Annotated in this window: 17 protein-coding genes, 1 rRNA gene and 1 other annotated feature; of the genes, 17 read left to right on the top strand and 1 reads right to left on the bottom strand. The window is 40.2% G+C overall.

Translation table 11 applies throughout. From position 1 onward, the window contains the following. Positions 1 to 46 precede the first annotated feature (46 nt). The 11 genes from mnmE to H541_RS0104150 all read left to right on the top strand — a co-directional run bounded on the left by mnmE (position 47) and on the right by H541_RS0104150 (position 12,651). A complete protein-coding gene (mnmE, locus tag H541_RS0104200) occupies positions 47 to 1,441 on the top strand; it encodes a tRNA uridine-5-carboxymethylaminomethyl(34) synthesis GTPase MnmE (protein ID WP_022796092.1) in 1,395 nt (464 codons plus the stop codon). A gap of 8 nt (positions 1,442 to 1,449) precedes the next feature. Then, on the top strand, positions 1,450 to 3,342 hold the full coding sequence (gene mnmG, locus H541_RS0104195; protein ID WP_022796091.1) for a tRNA uridine-5-carboxymethylaminomethyl(34) synthesis enzyme MnmG: 1,893 nt from the start codon (positions 1,450 to 1,452) through the stop codon (positions 3,340 to 3,342). A gap of 55 nt (positions 3,343 to 3,397) precedes the next feature. Continuing rightward, positions 3,398 to 4,117, top strand: a complete 720-nt coding sequence (gene rsmG, locus H541_RS0104190; RefSeq protein WP_022796090.1) for a 16S rRNA (guanine(527)-N(7))-methyltransferase RsmG — start codon at positions 3,398 to 3,400, stop codon at positions 4,115 to 4,117. A gap of 59 nt (positions 4,118 to 4,176) precedes the next feature. After that, the gene (gene deoC / locus H541_RS0104185) at positions 4,177 to 4,842 is read left to right on the top strand and encodes a deoxyribose-phosphate aldolase (RefSeq protein WP_022796089.1); all 666 of its coding nucleotides are present in this window, start codon (positions 4,177 to 4,179) and stop codon (positions 4,840 to 4,842) included. Between the two features lie 11 nt (positions 4,843 to 4,853). Next, complete coding sequence (locus H541_RS0104180; RefSeq protein WP_022796088.1) at positions 4,854 to 6,158, top strand: pyrimidine-nucleoside phosphorylase; 1,305 nt, start codon at positions 4,854 to 4,856, stop codon at positions 6,156 to 6,158. A gap of 586 nt (positions 6,159 to 6,744) precedes the next feature. Beyond that, positions 6,745 to 7,506 (top strand): ParA family protein, encoded by a 762-nt coding sequence (locus H541_RS0104175; protein WP_022796087.1) that lies wholly within the window; start codon positions 6,745 to 6,747, stop codon positions 7,504 to 7,506. Then, positions 7,499 to 8,416, top strand: a complete 918-nt coding sequence (locus H541_RS0104170; RefSeq protein WP_022796086.1) for a ParB/RepB/Spo0J family partition protein — start codon at positions 7,499 to 7,501, stop codon at positions 8,414 to 8,416. The genes H541_RS0104175 and H541_RS0104170 overlap by 8 nt, the downstream gene beginning before the upstream one ends. A 91-nt stretch (positions 8,417 to 8,507) precedes the next feature. After that, a complete protein-coding gene (locus tag H541_RS0104165; protein ID WP_022796085.1) occupies positions 8,508 to 8,702 on the top strand; it encodes a DUF951 domain-containing protein in 195 nt (64 codons plus the stop codon). A gap of 36 nt (positions 8,703 to 8,738) precedes the next feature. Next, positions 8,739 to 9,839, top strand: coding sequence for a redox-regulated ATPase YchF (gene ychF / locus H541_RS0104160; protein WP_022796084.1), 1,101 nt, complete (start codon positions 8,739 to 8,741; stop codon positions 9,837 to 9,839). A 38-nt stretch (positions 9,840 to 9,877) separates the two neighbouring features. After that, positions 9,878 to 10,567 carry a DUF1129 domain-containing protein gene (locus H541_RS0104155; RefSeq protein ID WP_022796083.1) on the top strand — a complete coding sequence of 230 codons (690 nt, stop codon included), beginning with the start codon at positions 9,878 to 9,880 and terminating at the stop codon, positions 10,565 to 10,567. Positions 10,568 to 10,692: 125 nt separating this feature from the next. Beyond that, positions 10,693 to 12,651, top strand: a complete 1,959-nt coding sequence (locus tag H541_RS0104150; protein WP_022796082.1) for a DUF2207 domain-containing protein — start codon at positions 10,693 to 10,695, stop codon at positions 12,649 to 12,651. Positions 12,652 to 12,765: 114 nt separating this feature from the next. Here H541_RS0104150 and guaB read toward each other — a convergent pair whose 3' ends face one another. Beyond that, positions 12,766 to 14,244, bottom strand: coding sequence for an IMP dehydrogenase (guaB, locus tag H541_RS0104145; protein WP_022796081.1), 1,479 nt, complete (start codon positions 14,242 to 14,244; stop codon positions 12,766 to 12,768). Between the two features lie 274 nt (positions 14,245 to 14,518). Between guaB and H541_RS0104140 the strand changes: the two genes are divergently transcribed. The 6 genes from H541_RS0104140 to H541_RS0104115 all read left to right on the top strand — a co-directional run. Next, positions 14,519 to 15,211, top strand: coding sequence for a response regulator transcription factor (locus tag H541_RS0104140; RefSeq protein ID WP_022796080.1), 693 nt, complete (start codon positions 14,519 to 14,521; stop codon positions 15,209 to 15,211). Continuing rightward, positions 15,198 to 16,430: a sensor histidine kinase gene (locus H541_RS0104135; RefSeq protein ID WP_240470895.1), complete on the top strand. Its 1,233-nt coding sequence runs from the start codon at positions 15,198 to 15,200 to the stop codon at positions 16,428 to 16,430. Before H541_RS0104140 ends, H541_RS0104135 begins: the two co-directional genes overlap by 14 nt. A 138-nt stretch (positions 16,431 to 16,568) precedes the next feature. Beyond that, on the top strand, positions 16,569 to 17,906 hold the full coding sequence (locus H541_RS0104130) for a serine hydrolase (protein WP_022796079.1): 1,338 nt from the start codon (positions 16,569 to 16,571) through the stop codon (positions 17,904 to 17,906). A gap of 61 nt (positions 17,907 to 17,967) precedes the next feature. Continuing rightward, positions 17,968 to 18,231, top strand: a binding site (T-box leader). A 57-nt stretch (positions 18,232 to 18,288) separates the two neighbouring features. After that, positions 18,289 to 19,563 (top strand): serine--tRNA ligase, encoded by a 1,275-nt coding sequence (serS, locus tag H541_RS0104125; RefSeq protein WP_022796078.1) that lies wholly within the window; start codon positions 18,289 to 18,291, stop codon positions 19,561 to 19,563. 136 nt (positions 19,564 to 19,699) lie between these two features. Beyond that, positions 19,700 to 20,224, top strand: a complete 525-nt coding sequence (gene msrA, locus H541_RS0104120; RefSeq protein WP_022796077.1) for a peptide-methionine (S)-S-oxide reductase MsrA — start codon at positions 19,700 to 19,702, stop codon at positions 20,222 to 20,224. A gap of 259 nt (positions 20,225 to 20,483) precedes the next feature. After that, positions 20,484 to 20,639 (top strand): 16S ribosomal RNA (locus H541_RS0104115); the annotation flags it as partial.

Here is a 20,639-nt window from a genome sequence, read left to right as displayed (position 1 = left end):
TCGGTCTTAGTCAACGGTTTATAAAATAACAAAAAGGAGGACCAAAATGATCAATGAAGTAGATACAATTGCAGCTATCTCAACGGCACTTGGCGAAGGGGCTATTGGAATCGTACGTGTGAGTGGTCCGGATGCAATAACCATATGCAATCACATTGTGCGTTTAGTGCACCATCAGTCATTATCGGCTGTAAAGAGCCATACAATCAATTACGGAAAAGTTGTCAGCAATGATTTAGGACAAGATATTGACGAAGTGATGGTCAGTGTGATGAGAGCTCCAAAAACGTTCACGCGTGAAGACGTTATAGAAATCAATTGTCATGGTGGCAATCAAGCGGTAAAACGCATTTTAGAAAATTTGTTAGATGCGGGTGCTAGGTTAGCGGAACCAGGTGAGTTTACAAAACGAGCATTCTTAAACGGTAGGATAGACCTTTCTCAAGCAGAAGCAGTGATGGATTTGATCAAAGCGAAGAGCGATCGAGCGATGGATCTTGCAATGGGCCAATTGAGTGGCCGATTATCAAGTAAAATCAAAGACCTTAGACAGGAGATGTTACAGACACTAGCTCAAGTAGAAGTGACAATCGATTATCCTGAATATGACGATGCGGAAGATATCTCACTTACAGCACTCAGTCATACGGCTAAGCACATCAAGGAACGGATTGCTGAACTACTGAAACAATCTCGACAAGGAAGAATCATCAGAGACGGGATTAAAACGGCTATCATTGGACGACCTAATGTCGGAAAATCGAGTTTATTGAATAATTTGATTCAAGAAGAGAAAGCAATCGTGACGGAAGTTGCCGGGACCACCAGAGATACGATTGAGGAGACAATCACTATCAATGGTATTCCACTAGAGCTAGTTGATACAGCAGGAATTCGGGAGACAACTGATGTTGTAGAGCAAATTGGTGTGGCCCGTAGTCGTAAAGCTTTAGAAGAAGCAGACTTAGTATTACTGCTCCTCAATCGTTCAGAACCGTTAAGTGAATCAGATAGGGCCTTGATTGCTGCCACAGCAGACAAGAAAAGACTAATCTTATTGAATAAGACGGATCTAACCCAACAGTTGGATCGTGTACAGCTAGAGTTACTATTGGTGACCACTGATCAAGTAATCGAAACCTCCATGCTTGAACAAGTTGGCATCGATGCATTAGAAAAAAGTATTATGGATCTCTTTATGGATGGTAAGATCGCAGAAAGAGATGCGACTTATATCTCAAATGTTAGACATATCGATCTCTTGAAGAAGGCAGATAAATGTCTTGATGAGGTATTGAATGCCTGTGAGCAGCAAGTACCAGTAGATTTGATTCAAATCGATTTTACCAGGGCTTGGGACTTACTTGGTGAAATAACAGGCGAAAGTGTTCAAGATGAGTTGTTGACACAATTGTTTAGTCAATTTTGTTTAGGAAAATAGGTGAAAAAATGAGAACATATGAAGCAGGATCTTATGATGTGATTGTCGTTGGGGCCGGACATGCCGGATGTGAAGCAGCTCTTGCGAGTGCTCGAATGGGGCAAAATACGCTATTGTTGACCCTTAATTTGGAGATGTTGGCGTTTATGCCTTGTAATCCTTCCATAGGTGGACCAGCTAAAGGCGTTGTTGTAAGAGAAATCGATGCCCTAGGTGGTGAAATGGGCCGAAATATCGATAAAACCTATATTCAAATGCGTTTATTGAATACTGGTAAAGGACCAGCTGTTAGGGCACTCAGGGCACAAGCAGATAAGGCTCTGTATGCCCAAACAATGAAACATACAATCGAGTTAGAGGACCATCTAGACTTAAAACAAGGCATTGCACAACGTCTTGTGATTGAAGAAGGAACCGCCCGAGGTATTATTACCCACACAGGTGCGATCTATCGGTCAAAAGCAGTTGTTTTGACTGCTGGAACCTCTTCTAGAGGGCAAATTATTATTGGAGAGCTAAAGTATTCTTCCGGTCCTAATAATAGCCAACCAAGTATCAAATTGTCGGAACATCTATTAGAACTTGGTTTTGAGTTAGCAAGGTTTAAGACAGGGACGCCACCGCGCGTTCACGGCAATACGATTGATTATTCTAAGACGGAGATACAACCTGGAGATGTTGAACCACATCTTTTCAGCTTTACCTCCGATTTAGAAAGCTATCGCACAGACCAAGTTCCATGTTGGTTGACCTATACCACAGAAGAAACACATGAGATTATTCGAGAAAACCTAGATCGTGCACCAATGTTTACCGGCATCGTAGAAGGTGTTGGAGCTAGGTATTGTCCCTCAATTGAAGATAAAATCGTTCGGTTTAGTGATAAGCCAAGACACCAAATCTTTTTGGAACCGGAAGGTGAAATGACAGATGAAGTGTACCTTCAAGGTTTATCAACGTCGCTACCTGAAGAAATACAAGTAGAAATGATCAAGAGTGTTCCAGGTCTTGAACAAGTTAAGATGATGCGACCGGGTTATGCGATTGAATATGACGTGATGATTCCACATCAACTACGTCCATCACTCGAGACAAAACGGATAAACGCCTTGTTTACTGCCGGACAAATGAATGGGACGTCAGGCTATGAAGAAGCTGCTGGGCAGGGTATTATGGCAGGCATCAACGCTGCACTCAAGGCCCAAGATAAAGAGCCGTTTATTCTTAAGAGAAGTGATGCCTATATTGGTGTGATGATTGATGACCTTGTCACAAAAGGAACAACGGAACCATACCGTTTGTTGACATCTCGTGCTGAATATCGGTTACTTTTACGGCATGATAATGCAGATCTCAGATTGACCGAAAAGGGCCACGAGCTAGGAATGATTGATGATCAACGGTATGCCAACTTCTGTGAGAAAAAAGCTGCAATCAAAGCAGAATTAAAGCGTATTACACAATTTCGCTTTAAACCTAACGATCCAGTTAGTAACTACTTGACTGAAATTGGATCAGCTCCTTTAAAAGATGGCATACTATTCAGTGAATTGTTGAAACGACCAGAAATAAGCTATGACCGTTTGTTGGAATTTGCTCCTAGTAGTGAGACGTTGACTGTTGAAGAAAAGGAACAAGTCGAGATACAAGTCAAATATGAAGGATATATCGCTAAAGCCATCGAAAAAGTGAAGAAGCTCAAACGAATGGAAGAAAAGAAAATACCTGAACATATCGATTACGATGCCATCAACGGACTAGCGACTGAAGCTAAGCAACGGCTAAAATTGATTCAACCTGAAACAATCGCTCAAGCAAGTCGAATCAGTGGCGTTAACCCAGCTGATATCTCTGTTTTGATGATTTATGTTGAACAAGGTAGAATCGCTAAAGTAAAATAAGGTAAGATAGATAATAAGACAAGAGAAGGATGTCACAGGAGAAGGAGTGCCACGAATGGATGAGTTGCAATTCACCGAAATGATTGCACAAAACTGGCAGATCGACCTAACAGATAAACAGTTGGAACAGTTTGACCGTTATTATGACTTACTAACGACTTGGAATGGGAAAATCAATTTGACTGCCATTACTGATCAATCAGAAGTGTATGAAAAGCATTTTTATGATTCTTTATCTTTGACTGCTGTGATGGACCTATCTCAGGTTTCGACTATCATGGATGTTGGAGCGGGAGCTGGTTTTCCGAGTATCCCACTGAAAATCGTTTTTCCTCATTTGAAAGTTACAATCGTTGATTCTTTAAATAAGCGGATTACATTCCTAAAAGAGTTAAGTGATGACTTGGGGCTGGAAGATGTGACGTTAATCCATCAAAGAGCAGAAGATGCAGGTCAAGACCCGCTACTACGAGAAAGATTTGATCTAGTGACTGCAAGAGCAGTCGCACGATTGAATGTGTTGGCAGAACTCTGTTTGCCGTTTGCTCGGGTATCCGGTCATTTTGCAGCATTAAAAGGGGCAAAGGCACAAGAGGAAGAACTTATGGCTCAAAAAGCAATCACAGTTTTAGGCGGAAAAGTTGTTAAAAGCGTTTCTTTGACCTTACCTAGCGACCACAGTGATAGAGATATCATTTTGATTGAAAAAGTTAAAAAAACACCCCGAAAGTATCCAAGACAAGCCGGCAAACCAAATAGAAACCCTATCGTATGATGATGTGATTCTAGTTTCTAATGACAGTTTAAAGACACGATGAAAGGTGAGAAATTAACATGACAACTATTGCAAGTTTTGTTGATCATACAGCTCTTAAACCCAATACGACGAAGAAGCAAATAGACCAATTAATCGCAGAAGCAAAACAGTATCAATTTGCTTCTGTTTGCGTCAATCCGTTTTGGGTCAACTATGCTAGTGAGCAACTAAAAGACTCAAATGTCTTAGTCTGTACGGTTATTGGATTTCCTCTGGGAGCCAACACGACTACAGTTAAAGCTTTTGAAGCTACCGATGCTATCAATAATGGGGCACAAGAAATCGATATGGTTATAAACATTGGGGCAATGATCGACCATGACTACGACACCGTTGAAAAAGACATTCGTGCCGTTGTTGAAGCTAGTAATCATAAAGCAGTGGTCAAGGTTATTTTAGAGACTTGTCTATTGAAAGATGAAGAGATAAAAAAGGCTAGCGAATTGGCAGTAAAAGCAGGAGCAGATTTCGTGAAGACGTCTACTGGATTCTCGACTGGCGGCGCGACTATTGAAGCAGTCAAAATCATGAGTGCAGCTGTCCCTGATACTGTAGGGGTCAAGGCCTCAGGTGGTGTCCATAACTTGTCAGAAGCACGTGATATGATTGCAGCTGGTGCAACCAGGATTGGTGCAAGTGCTGGCGTTCAAATCGTTTTAGAAGAGGCCAAAGAGAATAACTAAGGAGAGTCATTATGCGCGTCGTTGAATTGATTGAGAAGAAGCAACACGGAAAAGCATTGACGAAACAGGAAATTGACTTTTTGATCAAAGGGTATACCGAAGAAACTATTCCAGACTATCAAATGAGTGCTTTGCTCATGGCAATCTATTTTAAAGATATGACGCCTGATGAACGTTTATGGCTCACAAGAGCAATGGTCAAGTCGGGAGATACTATCGATCTTTCAAAAATCAATGGTGTCAAAGTGGATAAACATTCAACTGGTGGTGTAGCGGACACGACGACGCTCGTGTTAGGTCCACTAGTAGCTTCGTTGGGGATTCCAGTTGCCAAGATGTCTGGTAGAGGCCTAGGCCACACAGGTGGGACAATCGACAAACTAGAATCAATCCCAGGATTTCATATTGAGTTGACGACTAAAGAGTTCATTGCTCATGTCAATCGTGATAAAATCGCGATTGTAGGACAAACAGGTAATTTGACTCCTGCCGATAAGAAATTATATGCCCTAAGAGACGTGACGGCAACAGTGGGGAGTATCCCGTTGATTGCAAGTTCAATCATGAGTAAAAAAATAGCGGCTGGATCTGATGCTATTTGCTTAGATGTCAAAGTAGGGTCTGGTGCCTTTATGAAGACACCAGAAGAGGCTCGGAAACTTGCTGAGGCGATGGTACAAATTGGTAATGATGCTGGTCGGAAAACAGTGGCTGTCATCTCAGATATGTCGCAACCATTAGGAAATGCAGTTGGTAATGCCCTGGAAGTTATCGAAGCCATAGAGGTTTTGAAGGGGAAAGGGCCTAAAGCTTTAACAGATCTTGCGTTTGAACTTGGAGCACAAATGGTTGTATTAGCTCAAAAAGCTACTACAGTAGCTGAGGCTAAGCAACTGTTAAAAGAACAGATTACAAGTGGAAAAGCACTTGAACAGTTTCAAAAATTGATCAAGGCACAAGGCGGTAATGAAGAAGTAGTGACGACTTACGACTTCTTACCACAAGCAACCTATCAATTTGATTTACCGGCAACTACGAGTGGGTACGTCAATATTAAAGATGCTGAGCAAATTGGCCTTGCTGCGATGCTATTAGGAGCAGGCAGAGCTGTTAAGGATGACGAAATCGATTATGGTGTTGGTCTCGTGATGCACAAAAGAATCGGTGATCATGTCACTGCTGGCGAGTCTCTTCTAACAATTTATAGTAACCGAGAAGATGTTTCAGAAGTAGAAGATAAGTTGTATGGCACGATTGAAATTGGGGAAAAACCAGAGTTACCACCATTGGTTTATGATATTGTTACAACTGAGTAATGTTAGTGATGAACTAGTGGTTGTGCTAGATAGTTGGTAATGTTGTAAGGTAAAGTATATGGATAAAGTAGTTAGATGGATGATGTTAGTGTAAAGAGATAGGCCCAATCATCATATGAAGAAAACTTTCGCTTAGTAAAACTGTGACAACGGCTATGTCACAGTTTTTTAAGGTCTTGTTTTCAGATAGGTCGCTATTTGGGTAAAAGAAGGAGCTTGTGCTACAACCTCTATTAAACGGTGTTCAATCATCAGCTTCTTCGACTATAAGTTAATCTCCCTTGAAAATTAAAAATTTTCAGGTAGCTTTCCTTATCTCTCGAAGCTAAGCGCTGATTGAACAACCTCTATTAAACGGTGTAGCCCAAGCAACTTTTCGTCCATAAGTCAATCTAGCTCAAAAATTACAAATTTTCTGCTATCTTGCCTTATGGCATAAAGTTGAACGCTTGTGCTACAACCTCTATGGTTTATCTTCTTTTTTTTTGGTACGATATAGTAGAATTATTGCGATTTTTAGTCAATCGTGTAAGGAATGAGTCAAAGGGATACAAGTGATCTATCAAGGTAGAATGGAGGAAACGCAGTGACCCGAATTATTTCAGTTGCAAATCAAAAGGGTGGTGTCGGTAAGACGACGTCGACCGTCAATTTAGGAGCCGCATTAGCGTATAATGGTCAAAAAGTGTTGCTCATCGATGCTGATCCTCAAGGAAATGCGACTAGTGGATTAGGCATCAATCGTGGAAGTTTAGAAGACGATCTTTATGACGTTTTGATCAATGATGTTCCCTTAGTCGACGTGATTCAACCATCTTCACGTGAAGGGTTATGGGTCGTTCCTTCTAGCATCCAGCTGGCCGGTGCTGAAATCGAGTTGACCACGCAACAAAAAAGGGAGCAACGATTGAATCAGGCGATTCAATCGCTTGAAACAACTTATGATTTTATATTGATAGATTGTCCACCCTCGTTAGGGCATTTAACAATCAATGCATTTACAGCAAGTGACACGGTTTTGATTCCCGTCCAATGTGAGTATTATGCGCTTGAAGGATTATCACAATTGATGAATACCATTACCATGGTTCGAAAGCATTTTAATTCTCGCTTAAAAATTGAAGGTGTTCTACTGACGATGTTTGATGCACGGACGAATCTGGGAACGGAAGTCAAAAATGAAGTGATCAAGTATTTTCAAGAAAAGGTTTACCAAACGATTATTCCAAGGAATGTACGACTTTCAGAAGCACCAAGTTATGGACAATCAATCATTGATTATGATCCGAAATCTAAGGGTGCAGAGGTCTATTTGAGCTTGTCTAAGGAAGTGATGGCAAATGGTTAAAAAACATAATAAAGGTTTAGGACGGGGAATCGATGCATTGTTCAATTCTGCCTATGATGAAGATTCTTTAGAAGCGATTGAAGAGATCAACCATGATGAAGAATCTGTTGTGATTCTCAAAGTGTCTGATATCAGGCCTAATCCTTATCAACCAAGGCAACTCTTCGATGAAACGAGTCTACAAGAGTTAGCCGATTCCATTACTGAAAATGGTGTTTTTCAGCCGATTATTGTTCGTCGATCAACAATCAAAGGTTATGATGTGATTGCTGGAGAAAGAAGGCTAAGGGCTAGTAAGTTAGCTCAAAAAGAAACCATTCCAGCTATTATTCGTGATTATAATGAAGAAACGATGATTCAAATAGCTGTTGTTGAAAATCTACAACGGGAAGACTTGAATGCTATTGAAGAAGCTAAAGCCTACCAAACGCTGATGAAAGAATTAAAATTGACCCAACAGGATGTCGCAATGCGGGTTGGGAAAAGTAGACCCTATATTGCAAATTTTGTTCGGCTATTGTCATTGCCAGTCAAAACGCAAACCGCATTAGAAGAAAACCAATTATCTGTTGGTCATGCAAGAGCGTTATTGGCTTTAAGCAATGAACGTGATATCGTTGACCTCACGAAAGATATTATCAAAAAAGGATTGACTGTTAGACAAACAGAAGAACTGATTCAAACGATTTTGGATGCGCCTAAGCAAAAACCAAAAAGAGAGCGGAAAGAAATCAAAAAATCACCTTATATTCTAGCAAGTGAAGATCGCTTGATGGATAAGTTTGGTACTTCAGTCTCGATCAACCCCGCTGGACCTCAAAAAGATTCTGGAAAAATCCAGATAGAGTATTTATCGTCTTCTGATTTGATGCGTATCCTAGATGTATTGGGAATAGAACTAGATGATTGAGACAATAATGGGATGAGTCTGTCAGTGATGAGTCTGTCAGTGATGCACATGTCATTATTAAGGGTTCAATCTTGAGGAGGTATGATAGGTAATGGTCAATAAAAACTATCAATTGAATGATATAGTTGAAATGAAAAAACCTCATGCCTGCCAGACTAATGAGTGGAAAGTAATCCGGATGGGCATGGATATCAAAATACAATGTCAAAAATGTCAGCAAATAGTAATGATGCCAAGACGAGAGTTTGATCGTAAGCTAAAACGCGTTTTATCATCAGCTGATTGAAATTAAGTTAACTAACCATAGAAAGAGTGACTAATAATGCCATTAACAGCGGGAATCGTTGGGTTACCAAATGTCGGGAAATCGACACTTTTCAATGCAATAACTAAAGCAGGTGTTGAGGCAGCAAATTATCCTTTTGCAACAATCGACCCAAATGTTGGAGTCGTTGAAGTGCCAGATGAACGATTAGATCGATTGACGGAACTTGTACATCCTAAAAAAACAGTTCCAACAACCTTTGAATTTACAGATATTGCAGGGATCGTAAAGGGTGCTAGTAAAGGAGAAGGCTTAGGAAACAAGTTTTTGAGTCATATCCGCCAAGTAGATGCTATTTGCCATGTGGTGCGATGTTTTGAAGATGAAAACATAACGCATGTGAGTGGAAAGATTGATCCAATCGCAGATATTGAAACCATTAACCTCGAATTAGTATTGGCTGACTTAGAGACAGTCGACAAGCGTTATTCTCGTGTATTCAAAATGGCGAAGGCTAAAGAAAAGGGAGCAAGTGCCGAGCTTGCTGTTTTAGATAAATTGAAGCCAACGTTGGAAGAGGGTCTGCCAGCACGATCCATCAACTTCACGGATGAAGAATTACCGATTGTTAAGAATTATTTCTTGCTGACGATGAAACCTGTCTTATATATTGCCAATATTTCAGAAGATGAATTAAGTGATATTGAAGGCAATAAATTTGTGAACGCAGTGAAAGAGTATGCTGCAAAGGAACAGGCAGAAGTTGTACCAGTTTGTGCCCAAGTAGAAGAAGAAGTAGCAGAGCTTGAGCCAGAAGAGAAGTCGCTGTTTTTAGAAGAAATGGGTATTGCACAATCAGGCTTAGATACCTTGATTAAAAAGGCATATTCGTTATTGGGTCTTGCTACCTATTTTACAGCTGGAGAACCAGAAGTTCGTGCATGGACTTTTAAGAAGGGAATGAAGGCTCCGCAAGCAGCCGGAATCATCCATTCTGATTTTGAGAAAGGGTTCATCAGAGCTGAAACGGTGTCTTACGAAGATCTAATAGCATACCATGGTATGCAAGGCGCCAAAGAGGCTGGAAAAGTGCGATTAGAAGGTAAGGACTATGTCGTTCAAGATGGCGATGTCATGCTATTTAGATTTAATGTGTAATGAGACAGTTTTAAGCTAGGTTTCCGGGGGGCAAAAAAATGACCGAATCAGAGAAAAATGAATCAACTGTAGTGCAATCAATAGATGAAACAAAGAAACAATTGACCAAAAGAAATGATCAATATCTCTTCGAACTCAATAAAATTCTGGAAGCAGCAAATTACAGTCTTCCAGAACGAGATGCTATCATTGATCCGATGGTCATTGAATTGGTTGAAAAGCAAAAAAGTGGTGTCACTGCAAGACAACTTTATGGTACGTTGACGGAGTATAGTGAAAAAATTATCTCTGGTGAGACAGGCGATACTAATGTCGATGGTAAATCACCAGCATGGCAAATAGGGGTAGATGGTGGTTTACTACTAGGCGGAATATTTGCCTTGATATCTGGAATATCATTATTAATCAATCAAAAAGATGCCCAACCAATGGGATTGATCACCTTGTTGATGAACTTTATCGCTGGTGGTCTGATGATTATTGTCTTATCAAACCATCTTCCAACTGCTGAAAGAAAAAAAGGAAAGAAAGGCTATTTCAAATATCTACTCGTTTCACTAGGTGTTATGGCAGTATGGTTACTAGCTATTGTGTCTATACCTCTTCTTGTACCAGCTAGTCTTAACATTGCCTTGCCAGCTGCAGGCTATATTATTATCGGTGCTGTAGCGATTCTTGGTAAAATAATGTTTAAGAAACACTTTGATGTTAGAGGGACTATCTTCTAACTTTAAAAAGGAAATCTAGTTTAAGCCTAAAAAGACCACAGGACACGTAGACATTCAATACTATGTTCATTAGCACAAATCCACTTAAAGACAATTGTGGATCACAAACCGATAGGAGTGACGCTATGAAGGTTAGACTTAAGCAGCTGTTTTGGTGCCTGGCATTGGTTCTCAGTCTTTTTATGCTGACCAAACAGGCAACAGTAAAAGCAGATACGAGTTTTGACATTGATCCCGTTACAATAGATGTTGCAATTCAACCAGATGGGACTGCTAAGGTAAAAGAACGGTATGAGTATCGATTTGATGGAGAGTTCAATGGTCTTTTATACGACCTCGATACGAACGGTTTACCAGAAGAACCACAAAATTTCAAGCTGACGATAACACGTGGTGGAGAGTCCAAGGAAGCCACTGAAAATAGTTCAGAGCAACCTTTTACCTATGAGCAAACGAACGCTTCAGGGATTTGGAAGAATAAAATTTTTGTTCCTGGTGATGATGAGACAGTTATCTTACAAGTTGACTATGATCTTCCTCATTTTGTCATCAATTATAATGATACAGCTCAGTATAATCGAAAATTAATTGGGAGTAACTGGTCAGCTGGATTGTCGAATGTGACCGCAACAATCAGATTACCAGAGCCTGTTGAGTCTGGTGAATTGAAGGGATGGGCTCATGGGGCACTGTCTGGTGACATTACCATTGGTGATGATAATCAAACGGTCACTTTGAAAATTCCTTATAATCCAGCTGGTCAATTTATGGAAGCCAATATTGTTTTCCCAACAAGAATTGTTCAAGCTAATACGAATGTCGTTGCGGAAGACAAACTAGATCAAATCATGTCTGATGAAAGGGCAATGGCAGAAGAAACTGCTAATCAAATCAAACGTGAGCAAGAACAAAAAGAAAAAGCTGCTAGAATAGGAAAATTCTTAATAGGGGGGACATCCCTCCTTGCAATAGGAACGTTTGCGCTAAATGGTTATGTCCTATATAAAAAGCGTCAAGGCCTCAATCGTTTAAAAGAAAATATTCCTGACCATTTGTTCGAGCCCCCGAGTGATATCAAGCCTGCACTATTAAAACCTGCCGTTTATGGTAAAGAGGTTGGGGCAGATGAATTATCAGCTACTATCATGGATCTAGTTCGTCGCCATGTTATTGAGATTGCACCGATCGAAAAGTCTGTTGGAAAGTTAAAAAAAGCTTTTGGTGCTAGTGACACAGATTATCGCTTAACATTATTGTCTGATCACGATGAAAGACTAGATGATTATGAGAAACATCTGATCGATTGGTACTTTAATGTAATTGGTGATCGTCAAACCGTTACTTTAGATGAAGTTGAAGCTTTTGCTAAGAAGAAACAAAAGAGATTTAGAGGGAAATATACGACCTTTACAACGAAAGTCAAAAGTGATGCAAAAGGGTTTGGCTATATTGCTGATAAGAATACTTCCAAAAAAAGTGATAAGGGCATTGGTGGTTTTGTTGCTAAAGTCTCACGCTATGCTTTTGTGGGAACCATTCTAATTGGAGCAGTAATAGTCTTGGTACCGCGACTAAACTTCTTGGATTTTGGGCAGTATATATTCCCCTATATTTTCATTTCTATGGCTATTTTAATCGCAATGCTGATGATAAACGTTGTAATCTCGTTCTTGTATCCTAAAAATTACACCAAAGAAGGTATAGTTGAGAAACAAAAATGGGATGCATTTACGCAAATGTTGAAGGATATCAGTACGCTTGATATGGCAGAAGTGGGCTCCATTATTTTATGGGAGAAATATTTAGTCTATGCCATCGTTTTAGGGGAAGCAGAGAAAGTTGCGAAGGCAATGGAAACATACATCCCTCCAGAACAATTAGATCAAGGGTACTTAGCTAGTATGTATTACTACCACGGTGCTAGTTCCTTGATGTTCCAAAATCGGTTGACACAATCTAACGCGACAGCTATAGCTTCCTCCACACCAAGTTCTAGTGGTAGTAACTATAGTGGCGGTGGTGGTGGATTCAGTGGTGGATCAAGTGGCGGTTCCGGCGGAGGCGGCGGAGGCGGTGCGTTCTGACCCAGTCTGAATAGGCTTTGAATAGGCTTATAGATAAAAATTAACAGCAAAAGAGCTTCGGATATAACAATCCGAAGCTCTTTTAGTGTTGTTTTAAATGTTGTAAAAAATAAATTATTGGGAAGAGTAGTTGGGGGCTTCTTTTGTAATTTGGACATCGTGGGGGTGCGATTCTCTCAACCCAGCGCCAGACATTCTAACGAATTTAGAGTTTTCTCTGAGCTCTTTCAGATTAGCTGCTCCGACATAACCCATTCCGGCTTGTAGGCCACCAATCATTTGGAATAGGATATCTTTGGCAGACCCTTTATATGCAACACGTCCTTCAATACCTTCAGGGACGAGTTTGTTGGCTTCGTTTTTACTTTGGAAGTAACGATCACTTGATCCTTTTTCCATTGCGGCCAAGCTACCCATACCACGATAGGTTTTGAAACGTCTTCCTTGGAAAATTTCAAATTCGCCAGGAGATTCATCTGTTCCAGCTAACATGCTTCCGAGCATGACTACATGACCACCAGCTGCGAGAGCTTTTACGATATCGCCAGAATACTTGATACCACCATCTGCAATGACAGTTTTTCCAAACTCTTTAGCGGCTGTCGCACAGTCGTAAATGGCTGTGATTTGTGGCACGCCGACGCCTGCTACGACACGAGTGGTACAAATAGAGCCAGGGCCGATCCCAACTTTGACAACATCGACATTAGCTTCAAATAAAGCACGGGTTGCTTCAGCAGTTGCAACGTTACCAGCAATAAGAGTGGCGTCTTTGAATTGTGCTCTAATTTCTTTGATTTTTCGAATCACACCGGCACTGTGACCATGAGCGGTATCAATGACGATGGCATCAGCTCCAGCAGCTAATAAAGCCGCAGTTCTTTCAAATGTATCTGAAGTGATTCCTACTGCTGCTGCCACTAATAATCTGCCATGCTCATCTTTAGCAGAGTTAGGGTACTCAATGATGCGTTCAATATCTTTGATTGTGATCAAACCGGATAAATGACCTTCTGCATCGATTAAAGGCAGTTTTTCGATTTTGTGTTGTTGCAAAATCGCTTCTGCCTGACTTAGTGATGTTCCAACTGGAGCTGTCACTAAGCTTTCAGTTGTCATGACATCTTTGATTGGGATAGTGTAGTCGGTGATGAAACGGAGATCTCTGTTCGTTAATATACCGACAAGCTTTTTCTCCACTAGATCGTCCACAATGGGGACGCCGCTGATACGGTAGCGACTCATTAAATCTTCGGCATCACTGACGAGATGGTCCGGTGTCAAAAAGAAAGGATTGATAATCACACCGTTTTCAGATCGTTTTACGATTGTAACTTGTTCAGCTTGATCAGCAATACTCATATTTTTATGGATAACACCTAGTCCACCTTGACGGGCTATGGAGATTGCCATTTTGGCATCTGTCACAGTGTCCATGCTGGCACTCATAATAGGAATATTCAGTTGCAAGTTTTTAGCTAGTTTTACAGAGAGATCCACGTCGTGTGGTAAAACATCACTAGCTTGTGGTACTAATAGGACATCGTCAAAGGTCAACCCTTGCTTACTAAATTTAGCGTCCCAATTGGTCACGTTGATAAGCCTCCTCAAATTTTTAGCGATTGGTTATGTGATTTTGTTTATTGACTAAAATACCACGTTACGACTAAAAATTCAAACGCATTCAGGTGTTTCTCACAGAATTCTTAAACTTTTATCAAGTTTAGGGATAACGTTTTTAGATTATAGCAGTAATTGTGTATGATGTAGGTGTGTGATACATAGGAAGAGATATGCTAGGAAGAAAGATGCTAGTGAGTACTTTTATCAAAAAAATGTATACGGACGCAATAGGGGGATATAAATTATGAAGTTATTAGTTGTAGATGATGATCGTGAAATTGTGGATTTATTGACGATTTACTTGAAAAATGATGATTTTGATATCATCAAAGCTTACGATGGGGCGCAAGCTTTAGCCAAGTTAAATGAGTATCCTGATATCGCCATGATGATCTTAGATATCATGATGCCGAAAAAGAATGGCATCGAAGTATTGAAAGAAATCAGAGAAACGAATACAACGCTCCCTATTTTGATGCTTAGTGCTAAATCAACCGATATGGATAAGATTCAAGGACTTACAACTGGGGCGGATGATTATGTGACGAAACCATTCAATCCACTAGAAGTGGTTGCTCGTGTAAAATCACTCATGAGAAGAAGTCATATCAGTCCTGAAAGCGACTCCCCTGAACAAATAGAGGTAGGGCCATTGATTATCAATAAGGCATCACATGAAGTAACGACTTTGACAGGCAAACAAATTCAATTAACTGCACTTGAATTTGGTATTCTTTATCTGTTGGCAAGTCATACCAATCGTGTGTATAGTACAGATGAAATTTTCGAAATCGTTTGGCAACAAGAAAGTATCGTGTCAGCTAAAACAGTCATGGTCCATGTCAGTCACTTGAGAGATAAAATTGCTGAAGCCACTGATGGTGATAAAGTGATTGAAACGGTTTGGGGAGTTGGCTACAAGATTGAAGATAAATGATAATCCAACATCAAATCATAAAAATAGCCATACCCGTTCTCCAGTAGATATGGAGCAACTACAATTGTCCAAAAGGGAAATTGGAGAGCTAATTTTCGAGGGTGTTTTTACGATTGCTTTGATCTATTTGATTTATTTGGGCATCCAAATCATCATCAAACAATTGTTGGAAGCCCCCTTACTTGGATTGGGGCCTAGCTATTCTATTAGACAGCAGTGGTCTATAACGCCTAGAAATCTGCAATTATACAATATTATCTTTACCTGGTTATCTGTAATAGGCGGTACAGCCATTACAGCATGGCGTTTAATTAGACGTTATCGTCAAATGCAACTTACCCACATTTTGGACGAGTTGCATTATATTGCTGAAGGCCACATCGATTACCAGATTCCTTTTCAGGTAAGAGGAGACATGGGAAAGGTTGTTACCAGTATTAATGCTTTGGTGCAAAACACCGTTAAGGCGATGAGCGAAGAGCGTAAGATTGAACAATCAAAGGATGAACTGATTACGAATGTGTCGCATGATATCCGGACGCCATTGACTTCTATAATAGGATATCTGGGATTAGTGCGTGATGGCCAATTTGAAAATGAAGAAGAGGTCAAACGATACATTGATATCGCCGATAAAAAAGCAAAGCAGATGAAGCATTTGGTCGATGATTTGTTTGAATATACAACAACTCGTTCTATTGCTACTCATTTGCAAAAAAGAAATATTGTGCTCACAAAATTTTTGGAACAAGTTTGTGCAGAGTTTGAGTGGGAAGCTGAAAAAAAGGGAGTTACAATCACTTTAGACTCTGAGAACAGCAATCTAGTGATTGATCTTGATCCTGATCGGATGGTCCGTGTTTTTAGCAATTTGATTACAAATGCCTTGAAATATGGAGAGCATGCAACCTATATCAAAGTCTCGGATTATGTTGATAACGAAAAAAAAGAAGTATTTATTACGGTAGAAAACAACGGTGAGAAAATTCCAAAAGAAGCGATTGATCATTTGTTCAATCGGTTTTATCGGGTAGAAGCCTCTCGGTCAGTCGAGACTGGAGGGTCAGGTTTAGGGCTTGCCATCTCTGAAAATATCGTTATGCTCCATGGTGGTCGTATTGAAGTGACAAGTGATGATGATAAAACCCGTTTTATTGTGATCCTACCATTAGAGTCAAAAGATCAATCAGAGACCGAAGAAGCCGTTCGTCAAATCTAAGCCAAAAGAAAATGGTGAGAGACTTGTGGCGGCAGTCATTTAAATAAAAAAACAAAAAAGATCGAGGATGTAATTGTTCTCGTTCTTTTTTTCGGCTAATATGGATAAGAATGATGAAATGAGTTAGGAGAAAGTGACTTGAAATCAAAAAAAAGTATCAAACGAGCAGTACTAGGCCTTTTGCTATTTGTTCTAGGTGTAATGACTCCAACTGTCATTAAAGCAGCCGAGCCGGCTAACGCCCCATCTGTCGACGCTAAGGGGGCTTTAGTGGCGGACCTTGAGACGGGCAAAGTATTAGTGGATCAAAACGGGAGCGAACGCCTACCAATCGCGTCAATGACGAAGCTAATCACGGTATACTTGATTTATCAAGCAATCGAAGAAGGACAGATTGCTTGGGACGACACAGTGCCAATCAGTGATTATGTTGCTACAATCAGTAACAATATGGAACTTTCAAATGTGCCATTGAGTGCCTATGAAGTCTATACCGTTAAAGAACTATTAGAGAGTGTTTTAGTCTATTCAGCAAATGGATCAGCCATTGCTTTAGCTGAATTGATTGCTGGTAGTGAAGAATACTTTGTGACCAAGATGAATGACCTTGTATCTGGTTGGGGAATTAATGATGCTATCCTATTAAATGCTTCTGGTCTACCAAATAAATACAGACTTGAAAAAGAAGATGATAGTTTAGATCCAGATGCTGAAAACGAGATGTCCGCTAGAGATGTGGCTACAGTAGCATATCACTTATTGACAGACTTTCCTGAAGTCTTAGATATTACAGCACAACCAACTGTCGATTTTCGTGCTGATGCTAACACAACAATAAAAATGCACAGTTACAACCATATGTTAGAAGGTTATGATAGTTACTACGAAGGCGTTGACGGGTTAAAGACCGGGACAACAGATGGGTCGGGAGCATCTTTTACTGGAACAGCCAAAAAAGATGATTTTCGTGTGATTACTGTTGTTATCGGCTCTTCAGAAGCTGAGGAAAGATTTCATGCAACAGCACAGTTACTAGATTTTACGTTTGAGAATTTCAAGAAGACAACAATTGCCAATGCTGGAGATCCTGTTAGTCATGTCAAAAGTATCCCTGTCATCAAGGGTAAAGAAAAAGAAGTCGGAATCTCTTACGGATCGAATGTGGTGATGATGGCACCAATTGGAACGGTTGAAATGGACCTGGAAGCTGTATTTACACCAGTTAAAGGATTAACGACGAGCGATGGCAAGATAGAAGCGCCAATTGAGAAGGGTGAAAAGTTAGGTAAAGTTGCCCTAACAGTAACGGATGATTTAGGTTTTATTGCTGGTAGAAAGAGTGAAGCAGAATCCGATGCAGTGGCCAGTGATTCTGTTGCTAAAGCCAATATATTCGTACGAGCTGGGCGTGTCATTTCACAATTTGTCAAAGATTTATGGAGTAGTGCCAGAGAATTCATAAATGCAATTTTGTAAGGTTGACAGTACAGAACCTTACGCTATAATAAGAGTAACTATAGGAAAAAACACATTACAATAATGAACAATCTCTTTAAGTAGTAGTTAGAGAAGCCATCAAGAGAGGCGCCGGTAGGTGAGAGGCACTTGGTCGAAACTAATGAATCCATAAGGAGTGTCAGTAACGAAACTGAAGTGACCCACATAACTTGAGTTATCAGAATAAGTTATTGCGGCGGCAAACCGTTATTTTGTTTAAGAGTGATCCCATTCTATGCAATGGTAGAGAGTTGGATCAAAACAGGGTGGCACCGCGATGATCGACCGTTTTATCGTCCCTAGCAGCTGTGAGGTTGTTAGGATGATGGAATGGTCTTTTTTAATACAAGGAGGAAGAGCAATGTTAGATAACAAATTAGTAAGAGAAGATTTTGACAGTTTGAAGAAAGCCTTAGTGACACGTGGTGTTGACGAGCAAACCATTAACGATTATCGTGATTTAGATGAGAAAAGACGAGAATTAATTCAAAAAAGTGAACATCTGAAGCAAACTCGTAATCAAGTGACGGAAAAAATTGCAGTTTTGAAGAGGCAAAAAGAATCTGCTGATGATCTAATCCTTGAAATGAAAACTATTAGCCAAACTATCAAGGACTTAGAACGCGATCTTGAAGATACAGAACAAGCATTTTATGATATAGCAGTGACATTACCAAACTTGCCGGGACGAGGTGTGCCAGTAGGTGAAGACGAGGCCCAAAACGAAGAGCAAAGACGGTGGGGAACTCCAAAAGAATTCGGATTCGAGCCAAAACCGCATTGGGAGATTGGAGAAGCTCTTAACATTTTAGATTTTGAAAGAGGAGCTAAAGTGTCGGGAAGTCGCTTCCTTTATTATCGGGGACTAGGTGCGCGACTTGAGCGTGCATTGTATAACTTTATGCTCGATATGCATGTTAATGAACAAGGATACACTGAAATGATCCCACCATACCTTGTGACCAATGAAGCCATGTTTGGGACAGGACAATATCCAAAATTCCGCGAAGATGCCTTTCAAATGAAGGGTGAACGAGAAATGACCTTGATTCCAACAGCAGAGGTTCCATTGACCAATTATTATGCGAATGAGATTTTGGCAGAGAGTGACCTTCCAATATATTTTACAGCATTAAGCCCATCTTTCCGCTCAGAAGCTGGAAGTGCTGGTAGAGATACACGTGGCTTGATTCGGTTACATCAATTCAATAAAGTTGAAATGGTCAAATTCGCAAAACCAGAAGAATCATATAATGAGCTTGAAAAAATGGTGGGTAACGCAGAAGAAATTTTGAAACGTTTAGAATTACCATACCGAGTTATTGCACTAAGCACAGGGGATATGGGATTTTCTGCTGCAAAAACGTATGATATCGAAGTTTGGATTCCAGCTCAAAATACCTATCGTGAGATTAGTTCTTGTTCAAATTGTACAGACTTTCAAGCAAGAAGAGCAAAAATTCGTTACCGTGGTGAAGATGGGAAAGTACAGTTGCTTAATACGTTAAATGGGTCGGGATTAGCAGTTGGTAGAACAGTTGCCGCCATTCTTGAAAACTATCAACAAGAAGATGGAACGGTTACTATTCCTAAAGCCTTAGTACCATACATGGGTGGCATCAACAGTATCAAATAAAACAACAAAGCATCCTTAGTGTAGATTCATTCTTGAAACTTCTATTAAGGGAGCCGTTAAATTGACTTATTGAGATGAAGTCATTAAGCTAGAGAATACCATCAATTTGTTACTGAGGAAGGGAAGAGATCGTTTAATGGCAAATGAAAAAGCAATTTTTGCTGGTGGATGTTTCTGGTGTATGGTAAAGCCGTTTGATAGTTTACCGGGCATAGAGTCAGTCGTGTCAGGTTATACAGGTGGACATGTTAAAAACCCAACATATAAAGAAGTATGTTCGGGAACAACAGGTCATACTGAGGCAGTGGAAATCACCTATGATCCAGAAGTGTTTCCGTATGAAAAGTTAGTCGAAGTCTATTGGCAACAAACAGATCCAACTGATGCGTTTGGGCAATTTTGTGATAGAGGCGACTCGTATAGACCGGTTATCTTCTATAGTAATGAAGAGCAGCATCGCATAGCTGAAGCATCAAAAGAAGCACTAGAAAAAAGTGGACGTTTTGATAAACCAATCGTTACTAAAATTGAACCTGCAGCACCTTTTTATCCTGCTGAAAATTACCATCAAGATTTTTATCATAAAGATTCGGACCATTATAAGGCTTATCGTTCAGGTTCCGGCAGAGATCAGTTTATCGAAAAAGTTTGGGAAAAATAATCGAATAAAATGGTTATTTTTCCTTGACATGATATCTGTTTGAATGCTAATATATAGAAGTTGTCACGACAGATGAAAGCTGTTTTGATGGCGAAATTGATCTTTGAAAATTGAACAAAAAGACGAACCAAATGTGTAGGGTCATTAAGATTTAGCTTCGGCTAGGTCTTAATGAAAACTAACAATTCTGTTATCGGAATTAAAAATAAGGATAACAAACACAAGCCAGAAATGGTTTGAAATGAGCAATCAAACAATCTTTCATGAGAGTTTGATCCTGGCTCAGGACGAACGCTGGCGGCGTGCCTAATACATGCAAGTCGTACGCAATTGATCCACCGAGTGCTTGCACTCACCGGATCGTTGAGTGGCGCACGGGTGAGTAACACGTGGGTAACCTGCCCACCAGAGGGGG

This window comes from Bavariicoccus seileri WCC 4188 (genome assembly GCF_000421665.1).
Classification (GTDB): domain Bacteria; phylum Bacillota; class Bacilli; order Lactobacillales; family Aerococcaceae; genus Bavariicoccus; species Bavariicoccus seileri.
This window is presented reverse-complemented; position numbering and strand designations above follow the sequence as displayed.